Origin of the sequence: Erysipelatoclostridium sp. An15, assembly GCF_002160675.1 — a bacterium.
In the GTDB taxonomy this organism is placed as follows: Bacteria; Bacillota_I; Bacilli_A; order Erysipelotrichales; family Coprobacillaceae; genus Thomasclavelia; species Thomasclavelia merdavium.
On sequence record NZ_NFLA01000031.1, the window covers coordinates 13,708 to 35,475 of the forward strand.

At 28.1% G+C, this 21,768-nt stretch carries 22 protein-coding genes; 6 read left to right on the plus strand and 16 right to left on the minus strand.

Annotation, left to right across the window (positions count from 1 at the left end):
• Positions 1-15: 15 nt before the first annotated feature.
• From B5E92_RS10155 to B5E92_RS10210, 12 genes are all read right to left on the minus strand, one after another.
• A complete protein-coding gene (locus tag B5E92_RS10155; RefSeq protein WP_087301801.1) occupies positions 16-1,767 on the minus strand; it encodes a hypothetical protein in 1,752 nt (583 codons plus the stop codon).
• Positions 1,768-1,782: 15 nt separating this feature from the next.
• Entirely contained in the window at positions 1,783-3,126 is a 1,344-nt protein-coding gene (mgtE, locus tag B5E92_RS10160) for a magnesium transporter (protein WP_087301803.1), read from the minus strand.
• A gap of 107 nt (positions 3,127-3,233) precedes the next feature.
• A complete protein-coding gene (locus B5E92_RS10165; protein ID WP_087301805.1) occupies positions 3,234-4,094 on the minus strand; it encodes a YitT family protein in 861 nt (286 codons plus the stop codon).
• Positions 4,091-4,825, minus strand: coding sequence for a copper homeostasis protein CutC (locus B5E92_RS10170; RefSeq protein ID WP_087301807.1), 735 nt, complete (start codon positions 4,823-4,825; stop codon positions 4,091-4,093). The genes B5E92_RS10165 and B5E92_RS10170 overlap by 4 nt, the downstream gene beginning before the upstream one ends.
• Positions 4,826-4,841: 16 nt before the next feature.
• Positions 4,842-5,942, minus strand: coding sequence for a Sapep family Mn(2+)-dependent dipeptidase (locus B5E92_RS10175; RefSeq protein ID WP_087301809.1), 1,101 nt, complete (start codon positions 5,940-5,942; stop codon positions 4,842-4,844).
• Between the two features lies 1 nt (position 5,943).
• On the minus strand, positions 5,944-6,900 hold the full coding sequence (locus tag B5E92_RS10180) for a N(4)-(beta-N-acetylglucosaminyl)-L-asparaginase (RefSeq protein WP_087301811.1): 957 nt from the start codon (positions 6,898-6,900) through the stop codon (positions 5,944-5,946).
• Positions 6,901-6,956: 56 nt separating this feature from the next.
• The gene (locus B5E92_RS10185) at positions 6,957-7,478 is read right to left on the minus strand and encodes a GrdB-related putative oxidoreductase (protein ID WP_087301813.1); all 522 of its coding nucleotides are present in this window, start codon (positions 7,476-7,478) and stop codon (positions 6,957-6,959) included.
• Between the two features lie 14 nt (positions 7,479-7,492).
• Positions 7,493-8,860: a PTS sugar transporter subunit IIC gene (locus B5E92_RS10190; protein ID WP_087301815.1), complete on the minus strand. Its 1,368-nt coding sequence runs from the start codon at positions 8,858-8,860 to the stop codon at positions 7,493-7,495.
• 23 nt (positions 8,861-8,883) lie between these two features.
• Positions 8,884-9,207, minus strand: a complete 324-nt coding sequence (locus B5E92_RS10195) for a PTS sugar transporter subunit IIB (RefSeq protein WP_087301817.1) — start codon at positions 9,205-9,207, stop codon at positions 8,884-8,886.
• 49 nt (positions 9,208-9,256) lie between these two features.
• Entirely contained in the window at positions 9,257-9,577 is a 321-nt protein-coding gene (locus B5E92_RS10200; RefSeq protein WP_087301819.1) for a PTS lactose/cellobiose transporter subunit IIA, read from the minus strand.
• Positions 9,578-9,660: 83 nt separating this feature from the next.
• A complete protein-coding gene (locus B5E92_RS10205) occupies positions 9,661-10,245 on the minus strand; it encodes an RDD family protein (protein ID WP_087301821.1) in 585 nt (194 codons plus the stop codon).
• Positions 10,246-10,254: 9 nt separating this feature from the next.
• Positions 10,255-12,150: a BglG family transcription antiterminator gene (locus B5E92_RS10210; RefSeq protein ID WP_087301823.1), complete on the minus strand. Its 1,896-nt coding sequence runs from the start codon at positions 12,148-12,150 to the stop codon at positions 10,255-10,257.
• 176 nt (positions 12,151-12,326) lie between these two features.
• Here B5E92_RS10210 and B5E92_RS10215 point away from each other — a divergent pair, with 176 nt between their 5' ends.
• The 5 genes from B5E92_RS10215 to B5E92_RS10235 all read left to right on the plus strand — a co-directional run bounded on the left by B5E92_RS10215 (position 12,327) and on the right by B5E92_RS10235 (position 17,129).
• Complete coding sequence (locus B5E92_RS10215) at positions 12,327-12,677, plus strand: arsenate reductase family protein (protein WP_087301825.1); 351 nt, start codon at positions 12,327-12,329, stop codon at positions 12,675-12,677.
• Positions 12,677-13,465, plus strand: a complete 789-nt coding sequence (locus B5E92_RS10220) for a zinc dependent phospholipase C family protein (RefSeq protein ID WP_087301827.1) — start codon at positions 12,677-12,679, stop codon at positions 13,463-13,465. The genes B5E92_RS10215 and B5E92_RS10220 overlap by 1 nt, the downstream gene beginning before the upstream one ends.
• A 159-nt stretch (positions 13,466-13,624) precedes the next feature.
• Positions 13,625-14,407: a zinc dependent phospholipase C family protein gene (locus B5E92_RS10225; protein WP_087301829.1), complete on the plus strand. Its 783-nt coding sequence runs from the start codon at positions 13,625-13,627 to the stop codon at positions 14,405-14,407.
• A complete protein-coding gene (locus B5E92_RS10230) occupies positions 14,400-15,614 on the plus strand; it encodes an MFS transporter (RefSeq protein WP_087301831.1) in 1,215 nt (404 codons plus the stop codon). The genes B5E92_RS10225 and B5E92_RS10230 overlap by 8 nt, the downstream gene beginning before the upstream one ends.
• A gap of 174 nt (positions 15,615-15,788) precedes the next feature.
• Entirely contained in the window at positions 15,789-17,129 is a 1,341-nt protein-coding gene (locus B5E92_RS10235) for a hemolysin family protein (RefSeq protein ID WP_087301833.1), read from the plus strand.
• Positions 17,130-17,142: 13 nt separating this feature from the next.
• Here the strand turns inward: B5E92_RS10235 and B5E92_RS10240 are convergent, their stop codons facing one another.
• From B5E92_RS10240 to mnmE, 3 genes are read right to left on the minus strand one after another with little or no spacing between them, the layout of a single operon-like run.
• Positions 17,143-18,012 carry a mechanosensitive ion channel family protein gene (locus tag B5E92_RS10240; RefSeq protein ID WP_087301835.1) on the minus strand — a complete coding sequence of 290 codons (870 nt, stop codon included), beginning with the start codon at positions 18,010-18,012 and terminating at the stop codon, positions 17,143-17,145.
• Positions 18,013-18,024: 12 nt separating this feature from the next.
• Positions 18,025-18,246, minus strand: a complete 222-nt coding sequence (locus B5E92_RS10245) for a hypothetical protein (RefSeq protein WP_087301837.1) — start codon at positions 18,244-18,246, stop codon at positions 18,025-18,027.
• A 1-nt stretch (position 18,247) separates the two neighbouring features.
• Entirely contained in the window at positions 18,248-19,582 is a 1,335-nt protein-coding gene (mnmE, locus tag B5E92_RS10250; RefSeq protein ID WP_087301839.1) for a tRNA uridine-5-carboxymethylaminomethyl(34) synthesis GTPase MnmE, read from the minus strand.
• 107 nt (positions 19,583-19,689) lie between these two features.
• Here mnmE and B5E92_RS10255 point away from each other — a divergent pair, with 107 nt between their 5' ends.
• Positions 19,690-20,679, plus strand: a complete 990-nt coding sequence (locus B5E92_RS10255; protein ID WP_087301841.1) for a Gfo/Idh/MocA family protein — start codon at positions 19,690-19,692, stop codon at positions 20,677-20,679.
• 212 nt (positions 20,680-20,891) lie between these two features.
• Here the strand turns inward: B5E92_RS10255 and B5E92_RS15520 are convergent, their stop codons facing one another.
• Positions 20,892-21,224 carry a GHKL domain-containing protein gene (locus B5E92_RS15520; protein ID WP_158095217.1) on the minus strand — a complete coding sequence of 111 codons (333 nt, stop codon included), beginning with the start codon at positions 21,222-21,224 and terminating at the stop codon, positions 20,892-20,894.
• Positions 21,225-21,768 lie beyond the last annotated feature (544 nt).

Here is a 21,768-nt window from a genome sequence, read left to right on the forward strand (position 1 = left end):
ATTTCCTCCACTTGATTACCAGGAATTACCCAGGTATTCTTTTCCTTTAATTCGATACATAAAATCAGTTGTCCATGATGTATCAGTTGTAATAGGATTATCTAATAACTCTAATCCTTCATCAACATTACTATTTTCACTAAGACGAGCAGCCAAATAATAATTACCTGCTTTTTTTACCCGATATTTATAATCATTAGTTATCTTTTCCTGGTTAGTTATATCCTGACGATCAAAGACACTAGCCCCAAATTCGTTTATATCTCCTGATGTAATACTAATATTTAATATCTGAGTATCAATTTGTGTATTATTATCATTATTGATAATTGTAAATTGCTTAGCGACTTCCAGTATGATTTGATTATAATCATCACTTACAGCTTCTATTTTAACAAATTCTGGTGTAGATTCAAAGTTTTCAATTCCTGAAGCAATAATTTGATTCATTTGATCAACAGCTTCCTTACATGACATCTCAACTTCTGGTGATAAATCAGTTTCTGGAGATACTTCATCTTCAATAATATCACTATCATCACTTGTAGTACTATTATCATAGTTATTTTCTGCTTCGCTACTTTCAACTATTTCTAGATGATTATATTTTAATTGATTATCGTTTAAGCAAATAAATTCAATACTATTCATCTTTTCATAATCAAAATATTCATCATCAATTTTATCATTTAAAACAATATAACCAATAACCTTATTATTTTGATACACCTCTAATAAATGTTGATTTACAAACATTGTTTTATAATCATAATTACCCTCAAGATTAGAAACACTTACCGTTCCTTTATCAAATATTAATAAATATTCTAGATTAGCAAAACCAAAACCATCATATTGATTGATGATTTCATTAATATTGGTTTCTTTTAATTTATCACGATAAACAGGTCGTAAGAATGTTTCTTTATCTTTTTGATAAACTATAATATCATCACTATCCGTCAATGTTACAACCTTAAATTTATTTACATGACTAATTCGATCTGTAAATTCACCGTATTCTTTAATAAGATTTTTATAAATACTTAATCTGTTATTTTTTAAGATACAAACATAATCACCATTTACATTGTTGTAATGATCAATTTTTATAAAATTACTTGATATCATCAATATTGCCATAAAAGTCAGCAAAACAATTATGATCGTCTTATTCTTTTTTACATTACGATAAAATATTAATAGAACGATTCCAGTGATAACTTTTAATATTCGTAAAACTAAATTTATTCCATCAATAATTACATAATCATAATTTTTAACATAATAAAAGCCAAATAAAATTGTAAAAAGATTATAAAATAAATAACCAATGATAAAAAACATTATTAATAATATAAGATAATTTATTTTTTTAAGTGATTTCTTTTTATCATTAAATTCAATATTTTGTTCTTTCAATTTATCAATTAAATCTTGATTATAATCAGTAATTAAATTACCAGTATCATAAGAAATCTGAATTTGATTACTTGAATAAAAAACAGATTTCATCTTTGAAAATTGAAATTTACCATATTTATCAACAAAACCATCTTCGTTTAGTGTCATTACTCGATTATTAGTTTCTTTATTATAGATTACTGGAATAGCTATTATGACAATTACTAATAGGGCAATAATTATTTCATTATCTATTTTTGTAAAAGGGAGCGCTGCAATATATATTCCCAATAAAATTGTTATTACAATTAATAAAATAAGAATAATTTTATATATCTTATTTTTTACATATTTTATTTGCATTGATCTTCTCCTGATTTAAATTAAATATGGTAAAAATACTGTTGCTAGTCCTAAAAAGAAGAAAAAGCCTAAAACATCAGTAACCGTAGTAACAAATACCCCACTAGCAAGAGCTGGATCAATTTTCAACTTATCTAAAATTACTGGGATGAAGTAACCAGCAATATTAGCCAAGATCATATTTAAAAACATCGCTAATCCAGTAACTAATCCAAATATTGGATTACCTTCAAATATCATCGAACCAATGGCAACCAAAATACCAATAATAATCCCACTACACATTCCTACTGCAATTTCTTTTAACATTATTTTTATAGCGTTGGCTTTTGTCATTTCACCAAGTGATAATCCTCGAACAACGATTGTTAAAGTTTGAGTTCCGGCATTACCACCCATACCAGTTACAATTGGCATTACTGTAGCTAAAGTAACTACTTGAGCAATTGTTCCTTCAAAAAAGCTAACTACTGAAGCTGCTAAAACCGCAGTAAAAAGATTAATTATCAACCAAGGAATTCTACTTTTAAAAGATTCTTCGATAGTTGAATCTAAACGTTCTTCAGAATTAACGCCCCCTAATAAGTTGATATCTTCAGTACTTTCTTCTTGCATAATATCAATGATATCATCGAATTCAATTACCCCTAATAAATGATCTTCTTCATCTACTACAGGCATCATAATAAAACCATATTTTTTAAACTTTCGAGCAACTTCTTCCTGGTCAACATTATATAAAACTGATTTAACATTAGGATTAGTAATATTAATCATTTTAGTATCAAAAGTACTACTAACAATATCTCTTAATGATACGACGCCTTTTAATACATTTTGAGGATCTACTACATATAAATAATAAGTAGTATCTTGTTCCGTATTTTCTTGTAAATACTTTAAAGTCTTTTCGACGGTATTTCCAGAACGAATACTAATATATTCAGTAGTCATAATTCCACCAGCTGTATCAGGTTCAAAAGTTAATAATTTTTCAACATCAGCTTTATCATCTTGATCCATCTTATTTAAAATGTCTTGTTTTTCATTTTCTTCTAGTTCCCCAATTAAATCAGTAATTTCATCTTTAGACATTTCATCTATGATTTTACGTTGTTTGGCATCAGAAAATAATTTTAACAATTCATATTGTTCATCTTCGTCGTCTTCTTCTTCGATAATATTAGCAACTACATCATTAGGTAAATAATCCATTAATTCTTTAATACTATCTTCATCTTCATGAAGAATATCTAAAATATCGGCAGGGTGAATATTAGTAATTAATTTCTTTATCTGTTGCTGGTCACCATCTAATAAAACTTTTTTTAACTCTTCACGAGTAATACTATAACTCATATATATCCCCCTTTTTACTAATTTATTTTTCACTGTAATTCTAACATAAATATAAGCTATTATTTTATCAAAATAACATAATTTAAAAAGGACTATAAAAATAGTCCTTAATCGATTGGTGCTTGATAAAAGCCACCAATAAAATTTTCAGTTGGAATTACATTAATTATTGCTTTATCATCACCTTCATGAAGCAATTGAACAATATCTTGTACTTCATAAGCTGATACAACAGTATGTAATAAACTCATTGGGGCTTTACTATAGCCACCATAACCATTCATTACTGAAATACCATGACGATAATTTTTAATATATAAATCAACTACTTGTTCTGGATGTTTAGTTGTTATTTGTAAAGTTACACGTTTGTAACGTTGGTAGAACGATGAAATAGTTCTAGTTGAAATAAACTGGAAGACAATTGAATATCCCGCATAAATCCAACCAAACATATAACCAAAAATACATAATATACATGTATTAAAGACAAAGACATAACCCCAGATTGACCGACCGCTTTTATTAGAAACATATAAAGCGATAAAATCAGTTCCTGCTGTTGAAGCATTTCCTTTTAAAGCTATTACTGTAGCAAGACCATAAACAAAACCACCAAAACATACATTTAAGATCACATCATCGAACAATGGTGGAAAAGTACAAACTTTAAGTAGAAAACTTGTTAAGAATACCTGACACAAAGATGAAATAACAAATTTTTTACCGATACTTTTAAAACACAAAATAGCAACTGGTACATTTAAAGCAATCATCCCAAGTGATGTTGAAAAACTGATACCATATAAAGAAGTAATACGATCAATTAAAATTGCTACCCCAGTAAAACCACTTGATAATAAATTAGCCGGTTCAACAAATACTTTAATAGCATAAGTTTGTAAAAATGATGATGCAATTACAGCAAGAGCAGTGATTAAATATCGAAACCAGATTTTCTTTTTCATAATCCTAATTTTACTAATTTTTTTACCAAATCTAAACTAACTACATCATAGTCATTTTGATGAGTTTCAGGTCCATAACAATAATTAACATCTTTTCCACTTGTAGTTGGATCAGTTCGCCAATCTTTACAAGAGGAATGAATTTGATTGATTTTTGCAATTTCAACAATTTCTTTAGCATTACTAGCATTAACACCGCTACCAGCTAATATTTCAATTTTATCCCCATATTTTGCTTGTAATTCTTTAATTAATTCAATTCCATCCATTGCTTTAGCTTTTAAACCGCTTGTAAGTAAGCGATCAACACCTAAATCAATTAAAATCTCAATACTCTTATATGGATCATTAACACAATCAAAAGCACGATGAAATACTGCTGTTTTATGATATTTTTTACATAACTCTACCATTTTTCTAGTTCTTTCAACATCAATCTCATGGTTTTCATGTAAGAAACCAAAAGCAAGACCATCTGCCCCTGTTTCTAATAAATCTTTAGCTTCAATTAACATTTGACGATACTCAGATTTACTATAACAAAAACCTGCGCCCCTTGGTCTAACCATACAGATTACTGTTAAGTTAGTATTAGCCTTAGTCATTTTTAATGAAGCTAAACTAGGTGTTAAACCTCCTAAATGCAAAGCACTATTTAATTCTATTCTTTTAGCGCCACCATTATAAGCATTTAAGGCATCTTCGTAACTACCACAACATATTTCAATCATTCGTTTTCCCTACTTTCTATTTTGCAAGATGATATAAACTTAAAGCATAAATTTTAGCATTAGTAATAATATCTTCGATTGTCATCCATTCGTTAGGTAAATGACCAATACCTTTTTGACCTGGGAAAGATGGACCAAAAGGAACGATATTTGGCATTAATTTTGCATAAGTCCCTCCCGTTGTTGTTACTGGTGTACCATCATTTCCGGTTACTTTTTCATAAGTATATACTAATGTTTTAACAAGTTTACAATCTTTTTCAAATTTAACTGGATTATAATTATCTACTAAAATTACATCAAAATCAGATACTGCTTTTTTAATATTATCAATAATTGTTTCTACACTTACGTTAGCAGGATAACTAACACTAAATTGAATACTAGGATCTTGGTCTAATAATAATTGATAATTTCTAACTTCTAATAATCCAAATTCTTCATCTTTAAAATCAATATTAAAACATTCACCATTATTTTTAGTATTTAAAATATAATCATTAACTAAGTTAAAGAATTTTTCTAACTGATCTTGTTTTCCTGTGATTTTAACTACTGCCCGTCCCCGTTCACCATAAACAACAGGATATTTACAATCAGGAGTAAATCCCATTATTGGTGGTTTTTCTTTACTTAAATAATATTTCAAATCTTCAAAACCACTTTCTTCATCACAGCCAAAAATAATTCTAACTTCATGACTTAAATCAATATTCAATTCCTTTAATGCATATAATGCAAATAAACAAGATATAATAGGTCCTTTATTATCTAATATTCCCCGACTATAAATAGTTCCATCTTCCACGTATCCGCTAAATGGCGGATGTTTCCATCCTGTTTTAACAGGTACTACATCTAAATGACCGATGGCACAAATATAATCATCACTGCTACCATAACTAGCATAACCAATATAATTATCAATATTAGTTGTTTTAAATCCTAAAGACGTCGCTAATGCTAATGTTTTATCTAAAGCTTCTTTTACTCCTGTCCCAAATGGAGCGTTTTCTTTAGCTTCACTTTCAACACTATCAATTTTTACAATATCAATAATGCCATCGATCATTTGTTTTGATATTTCATCAACTTTATTTAATATTTCTGTTTCCATATTATTTTTCTTCTAATGGAGCCATTCTTGTTGCCATATAATTATCTAACCATTCTTGACTAGCAACTGTATGAACACATTTACCATCAATATTTTCAGTTAAATAAACAGTTGGTTTTTCATTAGCAGTTGCCACTGCAAATGAGAATCCTTCAATATTAGTAGCAACACCCCATTCTCCTTTATTATTCATTGCTACTAGTGACATATCACCAGCTTTTCCACGACGTTGTTTTAATTCTAAATCAAAATCATTAACAGCTTTTTCACAAGCAGCTTGTGGATGCATTCCTTCTTTCATTAAACGAACTATTTCATAAGCAACGCAACCTTTCATTACATCTTCACCAAGTCCTGTTGCACTAGCACCACCGACTTTACTGTCAACATAGAATCCAGAACCAGAAATTGGTGAATCACCAACACGACCAGCTTTTTTCATAAATAATCCACTTGTTGAAGTAGCTGAAGTCATTTTACCATGACTATCTAGACAAACCATTCCTACTGTATCATGACCAGCATATGGTTTAATTTCTTGTTCTTGAACTTCTTTAACACGATTGCGATAATGAATTTTAGCACGATCGCTTAACATATTTTTTCTTTCAAATCCTTCTTTATGAGCAAATTTTTCTGCTCCAGCACCAACTAAAAGATTATTAACTTTTTCTTTTGATAATCTTCTAGCAATACTAACTGGGTTAGCATAATCTTTAATAGCAGCTACAGCACCAATATCAAGTGTATCACCATCCATAAATGCAGCGTCTAATTCTACTTCCATTTCTTCATTAGGTAAGCCACCATATCCTACTGATTTATAGTATGGAAAATCTTCTACTTCTCTAATTGCTGTTTCAATAGCATCACCAGCATCTTTTCCTTCTGCCAACATTTCACTAGCTTTGCTAATACCTTCCATGGCCATTCGCCATGTTGCGATAATACCCCACATTTATAAATTCCTCCTTTATTTTTAACAAAAGGATGCTTCTTAGCATCCTTTTTAGTTTAGAAACAATACTTTGAAGTAATTGGATTTAGATCTTCTTTATCTACTAAGGCTTTTGCTAATTTACACATTCCATCTAATGCTTCATTTAAACCAGTACCACCTTTTTTAGGCGTTTCGACAATATGAACTTTATCTTTAAACTCATTGATTGTTTCTTCATTTTCCTTTGACATTGCAGCAAATGCTGGTACATCTGTAGTTTGATTGATGTCATAAGCAATATTTGCTGCCATTTTTCCATATCCTAAATAATTAAATGCTGGTCCACAAATTACTACATCTGGTTTTAATTTATTAACCATTGCACATAATTTACGACTTACTTCTTTAGGATTTGCTTCATAAAAACCATCTCCACAATATAGACAAGCAACAACACGACCACCTACTGCTTTTAAGTATGGTTCCATCATAATTGCTGGTCCTACTGGATCTTTAGTTGCGCCTAAAGGAACCATATGATCGTCTTTAATACCTGCACCAGATTGGATTTGATCATAAATCATAATTACTTTCATTTTATTGCCTCCTTTTATAAATCATCAAATGATAAATCGTCTAATGAGAAATCGTCATCTTCTTCTTCGTTTGCTGCATTAGCTTCATCAATTAAATATTGTTTATCCATAATTTTAATAAATGGCATGTAAATAAATACACCGGCAATTAATAATAATCCTTGCAAGATAGCTCCAACCCAGTTAGTCGCTAATAAACCTGAAATAATTACTGGTGTTGTCCATGGAATTTGAACCCCACTACAAATTGGAACAAAATCCAGAGCCATTGCAAAATAAGATATAACGATATTCATCGTCGGTACTAAAACAAATGGAACTAACATAGTTGGGTTTAATACGATTGGTAACCCAAATACGATTGGTTCGTTAATACCAAAGATACCTGGTACTAATGCTAATTTACCTAATTCAGTAATACGTTTAGATTTACAGAATAATAACATTGCAATAATTAATGATAATGTAGAACCACATCCACCGAATGTTGCAAATAAATCTTGGAATTGTTGACAAATAATATGTCCTTCCCCAACTCCTGTTTTAAAGAATTCTAAGTTTTCAACTGCTAAAGTTTGTAAAATTGGATTAAATACTGCTCCAACTACAGATCCACCATTTACCCCGAAGAACCAGAATAAATGTAAGAAGATATAAGCAATAACCATTGCTCCTAAAGTATCACCTAAGTTTAATAATGGTGTTTGTAAGAATTCGAAAATAATTTGGAATACGTTTGTTCCTAAGAAACCAAATAATAAGTTAATTAGGAAGAATACTGTCATAACAATAACTGCTGGAATTAAAGCTCCAAATGATTGTTCAACAGTAGGAGGTACTCCTTTAGGCATTTTAATTACCCAACCTTTTTTCTCTACCCAAGAATAAATATGTACGGCAATGAAAGAAACAATGATACCAACAAAAATACCTTTAGCACCAACCCATCCAAGTGGTAAACCAGATAAGCTAGCTGCTACTTCTTCACCACCTACAGTAATTGTTCCTTCTACTGTATATGGCATAATTAAAAACCATGACATAATGGCAACAGCTGCACCAAAGATTTTGTCAGTTTTCATTTGACGAGCAAATGAATAAGCAATACCAACAACAGCAAAAATTGCCATGATATCAAATGTTGCACTTGCTGGTTTAGCAATAAATATTGCTAATGTTTCACCAGTGCTTGAATTAACAACAACTGATCCTAACCAATCAGTCCATGCAGTAATTGGAAAGTTTCCAATTAATAAGAATATTGATCCGGCAATAAGTAATGGTGTAGAAACCAAGAAACCATCACGAATTGCAACTAGATATTTGTTACGCCCAATAGCTTCCGCTAAAGGCATCAAAACTTTTTCAAGTTTTTTCATCATAATAGTTTGCCCTCTTTTCTATTTTATTTTTTATTCCCCTTAATTAATTTAATTGCTGTTTTAAGAACTTTTTCTCCGTTCATCATTCCATAATCACCTTGGTCGATTACAGCAATAGGAATCCCTTGGCTTCCAAATTGAGCCACTGTTTCATCATACATATATTTTACTTGTGGTCCAAGTAAAATACAGTCAGGACGATCATTACTAATGATTTCTTCTAGTTTGTTGTGTGGAAAAGCTGCTACTTTAATTGGTAATTTATGTTGATTAGCAACATCTTGCATATTGCTTGCTAACATACTTGTAGACATTCCAGCACTACAAAATAAATAAATTTTTTTCATCTTTTTTTCCTCCCTTTATTTTTTATAATCAGTATTTTCATACTTATTACTATTTTTCTAATGCAGCAACACGTTCATTTAAACGAATGATTTCTAATGCCATTACTTTAATAGTTTCAGCTGACATTAATTGATCTTCTGCATGCATCAATAAAATTGTTGGTACAACATGTTCACCGCTTGCTTCTTTTTGAATCAATTCACCATGAGCACTATGTCCACCATTAAATGATTCTTCTCCTTCTTTGATCTTAGCTTTAGCTAATTCAAAATCTCCCTCACTTGCAGCCTTCATAGCTTCAATATAACTTGATTTAGCCATTCCTACTGCTGAAATAATTTTAAAACTTACTAATTCTAATCCTTCCATAATCAATTCTCCTTATCTTATAGTATTATTATAAAATTTATTACCCGTTTTTTTTATTATTCATTTTTCCTAGTATTAGGAAATTAATTGCATGAAACTACCTTAGTATTTCCAATATAGTCATGTAAAGCACGATGTTCACCTTTAAATAAATACAACAAAATACTAACTGCTGTAACTACAAATCCAGCGTACATCAATGGCGTTACAAAATTAATTTGGGTAATAATCGTAATAACTTCATGCCAAATAGCACTAGCAGTAACTAATACCCCTTCAATAACAATAATTCCTAATAATTGTCGTAATAACATATTTTTAATTGTTACTGGTTCATTATTGTTTTGAACAATTTTAATTTTACAGATTCTTTTACCAACTGTTTGTCCTGGATAAATATAAGTTGGAACTATCACAAAATAGAAAATCGCAAATAATACAGCTATTACCCCGGAAATAATTCCATAAGGCTGTTCAAATTCAACAATGTTTTGATTTAACATTGTATTAGTTAACTTTTGTGATGTAATTGCAATTGGAATTGCTGTACATAAAGCCCCAACATACCAGTCAATTATGTAACTTATAAAACGCTTTGTCATTGAAGCATCAATATAATTATATTTTTTCTTTTTATTTCTTTTTTTTCTTTCTACCTTAGTTGCCATTTTATTCTCCTATTCAATAACGTGCTGAATAAATTCCTGATAATTTTTAACCTCTAATAACTGTCTGAATTTATTAGAATCACTAACAATACTACTTAGCCAGTCAAAAAATATTTTCAACAGATGACTATCGGTATCTCTTATCGCTAATAAAAGTACTAATTTGACCTCAAAATCACCCCATTTTACTGGTTTATCTAAAATCATAATTGATATACAAGATTCTTTTGAAGTAATTTCAATCGAGTGTGGTACTGCAAAACCATTTACAAATGATGTTGCCGAAACTGACTCACGTTTAAATACATCTTCTTTATATCTTTCATCGGCTAAATTTTTACTAATTAATTCATCACATAAAAAATCAATAACTTCTTTAGAACTAGCCATTTGTTTTTTTACATGAAATAAATCTGGTCGTATTAATTCATTTACTAATACTACAAAATCTTCATGATAACGTTGTTTATCTAAAAGATTTAAAGTCTGGAAAACTTTACTTTCATCTTCATAATTAACAAATAATGTTATTTGCACTGTCGGTATATTTAAATTATGTTTTAATGGTACAGTCGTAATTATTAAATCTGGTTCTTGTTGTTTTATCATCGTTTCTTCATAAAAACCATATCTTTTTACAATTACCATTCGTTCTTCAAATCTAAGTTTTAATTTATCAATACACATATTTGATAACATTTGATTGTGCGGGATAATTATAACCGCTCGATAACGTTTAATCGAATTTACACGATCATAAGCAGCTCCTAAATGTAAAGCTAAAAATGATAATTCATTTTCTTTAACATTTATCTTGCAAATATCAGCAATTACTTCACCAGCTCTAATTGCCATTTCAAAAACCAATGGGTATTTTCTTTTTATCTCTTGAAGATAAATATTAGTAATCGTAACATTGTTTTGCTGTCTTTCTAATAATAGTTGTAAATGCATTTTTAAGCCTAACTTAAAATCCTTATCTTTAGAAAAATTAATATCAAAATAATCTTTTACTTCTTTAATTACAGCATCAACAATTTGATTTAATAACTTATCTAAATTTTCATCTTCATCATCTTTTTGATAACTACCAATTAATAATTGAGCAAATAAAACAACTTCATCTTCTACTAACTCAATATCAATTGTTTTACTAACCCGATGAAAAAACTCATATGAAATTTGATATTCAATATTATTATTTAAATGATGTTTAGCAGTTTTACTATTAATATAATTACGATTAATAATTCTTTCAATTGCAACACCAGCATGAATCATAATCATTGGAAAATCAATTTCACGAATTTGATAATTATACAATTCACAAACATCCTCAAGGATATCTTTAATTTCTAATAAATCAAAATTTAACCATAAATCAGCAATTGAATTTAAATTCAAGAAATTACCATGAGTTTCCTCAGTTAATAATTGTTTATATAATTTTCTTTTATCTGCTTCATTTCCCCGTAAGCTAATATAATTCTTTGATCTAATCAATTTTAAGCTAGGATATTCACTTATCATCTTACGAATCTTTTTAATATCATTATCAATTGAATAACCACTAACAAAAACCTGGTCTTGTAAAGCTATTAAATTAATTTCTTTGCTTTTAAATAACAACTCTCGAATGATATAAACACAACGTTCATGTGAGTTTTGAGGAATAAGTTCCTTAGTTTCAATATCTTGTTTAAAAAGCAAAGCTTCATCAATTTGATAACCTAATCTTTTATTTGATTTAATCAATAAACAATCATAAAACTTATTAATAACATCGATATCTGATCTAATAGTACGATCAGAGACATTTAATAATTTGGCAAGTTCTTTCCCTGTAATCCAATTATTATCATTATTTAATATGTCAATAATTTGATTTTGACGTTTATTAAGCATGACATCAACTCCGCTATCATACTAACACATTTTTAGGATTTATATCTATAATTAAACTTCCTAATAGATAGGAAAATTCCTATCTGTTAGGAAGTGTTATTTCCTTTATAAATAATTAAGCATAATATTGTTATTATATTGTCAAATGAGGTAAACTATTAATCGAGGTGAGAAAAATGTTGAATTTTATTGAATATCCAAAATGCAGTACATGTAAAAAAGCTAAAAAATACTTAGATCAACTTGGTTTAGAGCACCAGGATCGTCATATTGTTGAAGAAAAATTAAACAAAGAAGAACTACATGCTTTATATAAAAAAAGTAATTTGCCACTTAAAAAATTCTTTAATACTTCTGGATTAAAATATCGTGAATTAAATTTAAAAGATAAATTACCAACAATGGGTGAAGATGAACAATTAGAACTTCTAGCTAGTGATGGTATGCTTGTTAAAAGACCAATCGTTGAAACTGAAGATCGCGTTTTAGTTGGTTTTAAAGCTAGTGAATATGATACATTAAAATAATGCCTGCTTCATATAGTCATTATCGTTTAGGTAAAATCGTTTTAAAACAGCTTGATGACCAGCTAAAAAAAATTATTAATGATAATATTGATTTTTATAATATTGGTCTTCATGGTCCGGATATTTTATTTTATAATCGGCCCTATTTACATAGCAAAATCAATCGCTTAGGCAGTGCTATTCATCAACAAAAAGCTTGTGAGTTTTTACTTCCAGCAATAACAACATTACAACATACTAAAAGTCAGGCTCAGTTTGCGTATCTTTGTGGTTTTGTTTGTCACTTTATTTTAGATAGTAATTGTCATCCTTTAGTAAATGAAATAATGGATAAGACTAAAACTACTCATTTTGAAATAGAAACTGAGTTAGATCGTTATTTTATGGTCAAAGATAGTTTGAATCCTTTAAAAACTCATTTAACTAATCATATTCATATTAATGATGATATTGTTAGTAATATTGCTATCTTTTATCCTCAAGCGAGCATTAAAGATATTTATAAGAGTTTAAAAGGAATGAAATTTTATGATCGTTTATTGGTGGCTCCGCAATTGTATAAAAGAGGCTTGATTTATTTGGTATTAAAAATAACCTTTACTTTTAAAAGGTTTCAAGGCTTTGTTGTTAATTATCAACCAAATCAAAAAATTGCTTTAGATATTATTGCGTTAGAAAAGTTATTTAACCAAAGTATTGATGAGTGTGTTGTTTATATTAATGATTTTATTGCTGCTTTAAAAAACGAACATTCTTTAAGTAATCGATTTAACCGCAATTTTAAATAGACGAGTTCATCGTCTTTTTTATTTATTAAAATGCAATTTTTAACTAAAACTGCTATAATACTTACTATCGGTTGTAGTTAAAAATTAACTTAAACTTAAACTATTAAACATGACAAAATAATTTAAACTATTTATAATGGTTTAGACAGGAGGTTTTATATGCCCGCAAGTTATACACATCAACACTTTGGAAATCAAGTTTTAAGCAGGATTGATCATCCTAAAATTGTTGAAATCATCAACAACAATCGAAATTATTACAATATTGGTCTTCAAGGTCCCGATATTTTGTTTTTTTATCATCCTTTAAAAAATAATTATGTAAATGAATTGGGAAATCGTCTTCATCAAGAAATTGCTCGCGATTTTTTTGAAAAAGCTAAAGAACAGCTTAAAGAAACTAATAGTGAAGCCGCTTTAGCTTATATCTTCGGTTTCATTAATCATTTTATTCTTGATAGTGAATGTCATGGTTTTATTGATACTGTCATGGAGAATAAAGAAATTTCTCATTATGCCATTGAACGGGATTTAGATCAGCGTTTTATGATTATTAATAATGATAAGTTCAATTATTGTAGTGCTAAACATCTTATCGCTAATAAAGATACAGCTACTATAATTGCTCCATTTTTTAAATTGAAACCTGATACAATTTTAACTTCTCTAAAATCATTTCGACGATTTAATCAATTATTTGCTTGTCAAAGCAATATTAAAAGAACCATAATCTTAACAGGAATGAAATTAGTTAATGCTAAGAGTTATTTAGGAATGGTAATGCAAGCAAAACCTGAACCTTTAATTAAAGACGATATTGACATCCTGGTTAATATATTTAATCAGTCAATTAATACTGCAACAAAGGAGATAATTGGTTATTATGAAAGTTACTTAAATAATACTAGAATATCTAACCGATTCGATTTTAATTATGAATAAACTAACTAAATTAGAAAAATACTGGATTTTATATGACGTTGGAAATTCGGCTTTTGTCCTTTTAGTTTCCACTATTATTCCTATTTATTTTAAAAACCTGGCTTCTAGTGCTGGGATTTCTTTAAGTGATTCAACAGCATACTACAGCTATGCGATTTCTATTTCAACACTAATAGTAGCTTTAGCTGGTCCAACGCTTGGTAGTATTGGCGATCAAAAAAATCTTCGTAAACCAATATTTACCTTTTTTATGCTAATGGGGGTTTTATGTTTAGTTGCTATGGCTGTTCCTCTTAGCTGGATTGCTTTTCTAGTACTCTTTATTATCGCTAAAACTGGATTATCTACTAGCTTAGTATTTTATGATTCAATGCTAGTTGATATTACAACTAGTAATCGAGTTGATGAAGTTTCTTCACATGGTTATGCCTGGGGATATATTGGCAGCTGTATTCCTTTTACTATTAGTTTATTATTAATTTTAGGAGCTAATTCAATTGGATTAACAACTGTACAAGCTACTGCAATTGCATTTATTATTAATGCTTTATGGTGGCTTTTAGCAACAATTCCTTTATTAAAAAATTATCGCCAAGTAAATTATTCGACTAAAAAAGAACCTGTATTAGGTAATCTTAAAAGGGTTTTGACGAATATTAAAAATGATAAAAAAGTTTTATTTTTCTTAATTGCTTTTTTCTTTTATATTGATGGTGTTTATACGATTATTGAAATGGCAACTTCATATGGTAAAGATGTTGGAATTAACGATAGCAGTTTATTATTAGCTTTATTAATGACTCAAGTAGTAGCTTTCCCATTTTCTTTGATATTTGGTAAGCTAGCTAAAAAATATTCAGTTAAATCTTTAATTTTAACTTGTATTACTGGTTATTTCTTTATCGCTGTATTTGCTTTATGGTTAGATACAGCTTGGAAATTCTGGGTTTTAGCTGTTTTTGTAGCTGTATTCCAAGGAGCAATTCAAGCATTATCTAGATCATATTTTACTCAGATAATTCCTACTAATCAGGCTAGTGAATATTTCGGAGTATTTGACATATTTGGTAAAGGAGCTTCTTTTATGGGAACTTTACTAATGGGAATTGTTACTCAATTGACTGATAGTTCAAAATATGGTGTAATCGTTATTGCTTTTATGTTTGTTATTGGTGGAATTATTTTTAAAAATAAATGTAGTGATTAAAAGTGTATTGCGATTAAATCTTGAAAATTTGACTAATTTTAAAGATTTAATTCATTTAATACACTTTTTTAATCAAATCTTAACATTCTTCACTTTTCATTGATATTTACTTTTGTTTTTAACTTTGATAGAATATAGATTATATAATTATATAAAAAAGGAGTGTATTATTTTATGGATTCAGGCCCCGAGTCGATTTCATTTCAAATTGTTTTAATTGTTATTTTAACGTTAGTTAATGCATATTTTGCAGCAAGTGAGATGGCAATTGTTTCTGTCAACAAAACTAAAATAAAAAATTTAAGTGAAGCTGGAAATAAAAAAGCCAAATTAGTTGAAAAGTTATTAGAGGAACCAACTAACTTTTTATCTACTATTCAAGTAGCTATTACATTAGCTGGATTTTTTAACTCTGCTAGTGCTGCAACAGGAATTTCAGTTACCTTTGCAAGCTTTTTAAAAAGTTTATCTGTTCCTTATGCTGATACGATTGCTGTTGTATTAATTACCATTTTAATTTCATTTATTACATTGATTTTTGGTGAGTTGGTACCTAAAAGAATCGCTTTGCAAAAAGCAGAATGGTTTTCAATGTTTTGTGCTAAACCAGTTTTAATTATTAGTAAAATAGCAGCACCATTTATTAAGATCTTATCTTGGTCAACAAAATTTGTCTTGATGATTTTTGGTATGAAGGATGAAAATGCTGAAGATACCATATCTCGTGAAGAATTTCGTTCTTTGGTAAAAAGTGGTCAAGAAAGTGGTGTCTTTGATGAAAATGAAAGTGATATGATTTCTAATATTTTTGAATTTGATGAAAGTTTAGCATTAAATATCATGACCCCAAGAACAGAGGTTTACTGTATTGATATTGAAGATCCTTTAAGTAAAAATATTGAACAGATGATGACAATGCGATATACTCGAATTCCAATATATGAAAAGTCAATCGATAACATTATTGGTATTTTGAATATGAAAGATTTTGTTATTGAAGCTCGCAAAGTTGGATTTGATAATGTAGATATTAGTAAGCTTTTAAGAAAACCATATTTTGTTTTAGAATCAAAAAATACTGATGATTTATTAAAAGAACTACAGGAAGATCATCAACATATTGCTATTTTAGTTGATGAATATGGTGGTTTTTCAGGAATTGTAACAGTTGAAGATTTAATTGAAGAAATTGTTGGTGAAATTGAGGATGAATATGATCCTGATGATGAACCAAAATTACAAAAAATCGATGATCACAATTACATAGTTGATGGTAATTATATAATTGATGATTTGATTGATGAATTAGATCTAAATTTAAATATAGATGATATTAATCATGATACAGTAAGTGGTTTTATTCTTGAGTTATTAGGAGAAATACCTGAAGATAATCAAGAGCGAAGTGTTACAATCAATAACCTTATTTTTAAAATCACTGGTATCAAGGCTAATCGAGTAACAAAAATTAAATTGACTATAAAAGAAGAACCAGAAGCTAATTTAGAAGATTAGCTCTGGTTCTTTTTTATTCCTTACTTTCTTTTGTTTCATTAATTACAACACGATGTGGATATGGAATATCAATACCTTCTTTATCAAAACGTTCTTTGATTCTTAAACGTAAATCAGACATTAATTGGAATCCATCTGAATTATCTTTAGATAATAATGTTGCTCTTAATTGAATCCCACTTTCATTAAAATTAATACAATGTACTTTAACAATTGGTTCATTTTGTTCTTTTTGTAATTCATTACGACCATCAACACATAATGGGTGTTTATCACCTTCTTCTTGAATTATGGCAATAGCTTTTTGTAAATCACTTTCATAAGATATTTCAATTAATAAATAATTAGCTTTTTGTGTCTTTACATTAGATACATTTTCAATAATTGCTTTATTCATAATAGAATTAGGAATAATAACCTGTGTTTTTTCTAATGTTTCCACAATACTATGACGCATTGAAATATCAATAACTGTTCCTGTTACAGTATATTCACGAACATTAACAAAATCACCAATCTTATATGGTTTATAAGTTAAAATCATAAAACCATTAATTATATTACTTGCTGCTTCTTGTGAGGCAAGCCCAATAACAACTGCGATAATTCCCCCACTAGCTAACAATGCTTTCATGATTGATTGCATTGCACTTAATTCACTTAAAATAACAATCAATACTAAAGAAATTAAAACAATTTTCTTGATTCGCATTGGAAATACGATTTTAATTGGATCATCTATTTTTTTCTTTATAATCTTATTAATTAATTTATTTAATATTAAAGCAATAATTATAACAATAACAATGCTTATCAAACTGTTTATAAGACCATGTTCAAATAATGAATCAATCCTTTGATATATTTCATCTAAACCTGCCATCTATTCACCCACTTACTTTTTTCCAAAATAATTACCAATTACAAACAAACATATTCCTTGAATAGCACCAACAATTGCAACCATTAATAAAACATAGCTAATTATAAAAAGAACATTACTCCCTGTATTAAAAGCATTAATAATCAAAAATAATACAAATGAAATTGCTGCTACTATTCCCGAATATTTTGCTATATTTAAAAATTTAAACTCTAAAATCTTATTTTTATCCATTCTACTTACCTATACAAAAGCGTTTAAATAATTCATCTAATAAATCTTCTTTTGCTTTCTCTCCCAATATTTCTTTTAAATTATTCCAACATTCATACAAATCAGTAACTATTAAATCTGTTGGTACACTTAATTTCATTGCATCAACTGCTTGATTTAATGACTGACTAGCACGTTGCAATAACATCGTTTGTCTAGCATTAGTTAAAATGTAATTATTATTATCAATAATCTTACCTAGTTCAAACATTGTTTTAATTTCAGCTACTAAATCACCAATTTGATTATCTTTAGCACTTATTTTTACTCCTTGTAGATCAACTTTGATACCTTGATCAATTTTATTGATTACAATAATCCTTGTAGCATCTTTTGTAAGCTCTAATAACTGTTTATCTTCATCGCTTAATTCCTGACTACCATCAATTACTAATAAAACCAAATCAGCCTGATGAACTAATTCCTTTGATTTTTCAACCCCAATGCTTTCAATAATATCATCAGTTTCTCTAATACCAGCAGTATCAATCATATTCAAAACAATACCATCTATACTAATACTTCCTTCAACGATATCTCTTGTCGTTCCAGCAATATCAGTAACAATTGCTTTATCTTCATCCAATAAAGCATTTAATAAACTACTTTTTCCAACATTAGGTCGACCAATAATAACAGTCTTAATTCCTTCTTTAATTAACTTAATATTCTTTGAATTTTCTAAGATTTCATTCATTTTAGCTAATAAATCACTACTTCTAGGTAATAAAGAAGAAGCCGTCAATTCTTCAACATCATCATATTCAGGATAATCAATATTTACTTCAATTTGCGTAATTATTTGAATCAAATCCTCTTTTAATGTTTCAATAAAATTACTAATATTTCCAGTGATTCCCTTTAACGCTAAATCAGTAGCATAACTATTTTTAGCTGTAATAATGTCACTAATAGCTTCAGCTTGTGATAAATCAATGCGCCCATTTAAAAAAGCACGTTTACTAAATTCACCACGTTCTGCCATTCTAGCACCATTTTTTATACATACTTCTAATACCTTAGAAGTAATATAAACACCACCATGACAGTTAATCTCTACCATTTCTTCACCAGTGAAAGTTCTTTTACCACGATAGATATTAACCAAAACCTCATCTATTTTCTTTCCTTCATCTATAATAAAACCATAATTAATTGTATGACTTGGTTTTTCTAAAATTTTTCCTGTGAAAAACTTTTGTACAAAAGCAATACAATCAGGTCCACTTACTCTAATTATTGAAATAGCAGCTTCCAATCTACTAGTTGCAATTGCTACAATAATATCATCATTCACATTATCACCTTCCTTTATCCTTTGTATTTTATCATAAATTATTATTAATTAATATACCCAATCAATGTTATAATAATTATATAAATTAACTATTGAAGGAGGGTAATATGAATTTAGGAATTATTGGAAGTGGCATGATCGTTCAAGATTTTCTCACTATCGCAGATTTAATTGATGATATGAAATTAGAAGCCATTTTAGGTCGAAAAGAATCTATAGAAAAAATAAATTTCTTAGCTAATAAATATAATATCAACAAAACATATTATGATTATGATGAATTATTAAATGATGATAATATTGATACCGTATATATTGCAGTACCTAATCATCTTCATTTTGAATTTACAAAAAAAGCACTAGATCATAAAAAACATGTTATTTGTGAAAAACCATTTACATCTAATTTAGATGAACTAAAAGAACTAATAACACTATCAAAACAAAATAACTGTTTACTATTTGAAGCAATTACTAATCAATACTTACCTGCATACAAAAAAATAAAAAAACAATTACCATCAATTGGTAAAATAAGTATTGTTTCATGTAACTTTTCTCAATATTCTTCACGTTATGATGACTTTAAAAAAGGAATAATTTTACCAGCATTTGATGTCAACAAATCAGGCGGAGCTTTAATGGATTTAAATGTTTATAATATTCATTTTGTAGTTGGATTATTTGGTAAACCAGAACACGTTCATTATTATGCTAATATTGAACACGACATTGATACTTCTGGTGTTTTATGTTTAAACTATCCAAATTTTGAAGCAGTATGCATTGCTGCCAAAGATTGTAGTGCTCCTATTTCAACAACTATTCAAGGTGACAAGGGATGTATAAAAATTGATGGTCCTGTAAGTGTACTAAGTGATGTGCAAATTTTAAAAAACACTGAAAATAGCGAACGGATTGATACTGGTAATTATCATCGTTTATATAGCGAGTTCAAAGCATTTACAACTTATATTGATAATCTTAATTTCAAGGCTTGTAATAAAATGTTAGAACACTCACATATTGTAATGGATGTACTTACTCAAGCTCGTAAAAGCGCTAATATTGTCTTTGGTGTAGAAAAGAATAATTAATAAAAAAGAGTATAAATTATAGAACTAATCTAATAATTTATACTCTGATTTTTTTATTGTACTTATTTGCTATTTTCCAAAGAAAAATTTCAAAAACCAGTCATAAATGCTATATACTGACATCACTATTTCCTCCTTTTATGAGAAAATAATAATGATTAAATCAATGTTTTTTTGATTAGTGTATTTATTATATTTAAATTGTATTTATCTTAAAACTCAAGCACATTTAATAAGACAATTTGATTTATTAAACAATTATCTTCTATTCTATATTCATTTTTACCATTATATTTAGCTACAATTTCATCTATTTTTTGTAAACCAATACCATGGTTTTCTGCATCAATTTTGGAACTTTTTCTTTCTTGAATATATTCAATTTCTTTGATGTCATTGATCGGATTTGATATTTTTATTAGAAGATTATTTTTAATGTTAACTACATTTAAGATGATATATCGATTATCGGAAAGTTTTAAGTTGGCTTCTGTTGCATTAATAACTAAATTATAAAATAATGAACAAATATCCATGTTATCCATATTTATAACACTATTTACATTATATGAAAAATCAAAATTTATCTGATTATCTTTAAAAGTCTGATCAAAAGAATTTAATATACTTGAAATATAAAGATTATTAGTGCTGTATACATCAACCGAACTAATCTTTTCAAAAATATTTTCTAAGTACTCTTTAGCATCATCATGTTTATCATTTTCTATTAATTTATAAAGTACATGATAATGTGCTTTGATATCATGTTTAAAATTTCTTAAACTGGCATAGTTATCTATTAATTTTTGATAGTAGTCTTCTTGTAATTTTAATGTTTCATCTTTAACTATACTTTCTAAATAATATTTATCTTTTTCATTTTTATTTTTTATAAAACGAACAATTGATATTATTTAGAAATAAAAGAATAAAAACAATAAAAGTTACTATAGTGAGTACTGTAGTAACCACGATATTAGAACAATTTACAGATTTATTCATAAGACGTGATATTTACGATGTTAGTAATTATGATTTTATAATATCTAATTATTTTAGATTTTTAATTGTAGTTATATTTTCACT

Excerpts from the sequence above, each read along its gene's own strand:
- B5E92_RS10155 (WP_087301801.1), bottom strand. The coding sequence starts at position 1,767 with ATGCAAATAAAATATGTAAAAAATAAGATATATAAAATTATTCTTATT.
- mgtE (WP_087301803.1), bottom strand. The coding sequence starts at position 3,126 with ATGAGTTATAGTATTACTCGTGAAGAGTTAAAAAAAGTTTTATTAGAT.
- B5E92_RS10165 (WP_087301805.1), bottom strand. The coding sequence starts at position 4,094 with ATGAAAAAGAAAATCTGGTTTCGATATTTAATCACTGCTCTTGCTGTA.
- B5E92_RS10170 (WP_087301807.1), bottom strand. The coding sequence starts at position 4,825 with ATGATTGAAATATGTTGTGGTAGTTACGAAGATGCCTTAAATGCTTAT.
- B5E92_RS10175 (WP_087301809.1), bottom strand. The coding sequence starts at position 5,942 with ATGGAAACAGAAATATTAAATAAAGTTGATGAAATATCAAAACAAATG.
- B5E92_RS10180 (WP_087301811.1), bottom strand. The coding sequence starts at position 6,900 with ATGTGGGGTATTATCGCAACATGGCGAATGGCCATGGAAGGTATTAGC.
- B5E92_RS10185 (WP_087301813.1), bottom strand. The coding sequence starts at position 7,478 with ATGAAAGTAATTATGATTTATGATCAAATCCAATCTGGTGCAGGTATT.
- B5E92_RS10190 (WP_087301815.1), bottom strand. The coding sequence starts at position 8,860 with ATGATGAAAAAACTTGAAAAAGTTTTGATGCCTTTAGCGGAAGCTATT.
- B5E92_RS10195 (WP_087301817.1), bottom strand. The coding sequence starts at position 9,207 with ATGAAAAAAATTTATTTATTTTGTAGTGCTGGAATGTCTACAAGTATG.
- B5E92_RS10200 (WP_087301819.1), bottom strand. The coding sequence starts at position 9,577 with ATGGAAGGATTAGAATTAGTAAGTTTTAAAATTATTTCAGCAGTAGGA.
- B5E92_RS10205 (WP_087301821.1), bottom strand. The coding sequence starts at position 10,245 with ATGGCAACTAAGGTAGAAAGAAAAAAAAGAAATAAAAAGAAAAAATAT.
- B5E92_RS10210 (WP_087301823.1), bottom strand. The coding sequence starts at position 12,150 with ATGCTTAATAAACGTCAAAATCAAATTATTGACATATTAAATAATGAT.
- B5E92_RS10215 (WP_087301825.1), top strand. The coding sequence starts at position 12,327 with ATGTTGAATTTTATTGAATATCCAAAATGCAGTACATGTAAAAAAGCT.
- B5E92_RS10220 (WP_087301827.1), top strand. The coding sequence starts at position 12,677 with ATGCCTGCTTCATATAGTCATTATCGTTTAGGTAAAATCGTTTTAAAA.
- B5E92_RS10225 (WP_087301829.1), top strand. The coding sequence starts at position 13,625 with ATGCCCGCAAGTTATACACATCAACACTTTGGAAATCAAGTTTTAAGC.
- B5E92_RS10230 (WP_087301831.1), top strand. The coding sequence starts at position 14,400 with ATGAATAAACTAACTAAATTAGAAAAATACTGGATTTTATATGACGTT.
- B5E92_RS10235 (WP_087301833.1), top strand. The coding sequence starts at position 15,789 with ATGGATTCAGGCCCCGAGTCGATTTCATTTCAAATTGTTTTAATTGTT.
- B5E92_RS10240 (WP_087301835.1), bottom strand. The coding sequence starts at position 18,012 with ATGGCAGGTTTAGATGAAATATATCAAAGGATTGATTCATTATTTGAA.
- B5E92_RS10245 (WP_087301837.1), bottom strand. The coding sequence starts at position 18,246 with ATGGATAAAAATAAGATTTTAGAGTTTAAATTTTTAAATATAGCAAAA.
- B5E92_RS10255 (WP_087301841.1), top strand. The coding sequence starts at position 19,690 with ATGAATTTAGGAATTATTGGAAGTGGCATGATCGTTCAAGATTTTCTC.
- B5E92_RS15520 (WP_158095217.1), bottom strand. The coding sequence starts at position 21,224 with ATGGATAACATGGATATTTGTTCATTATTTTATAATTTAGTTATTAAT.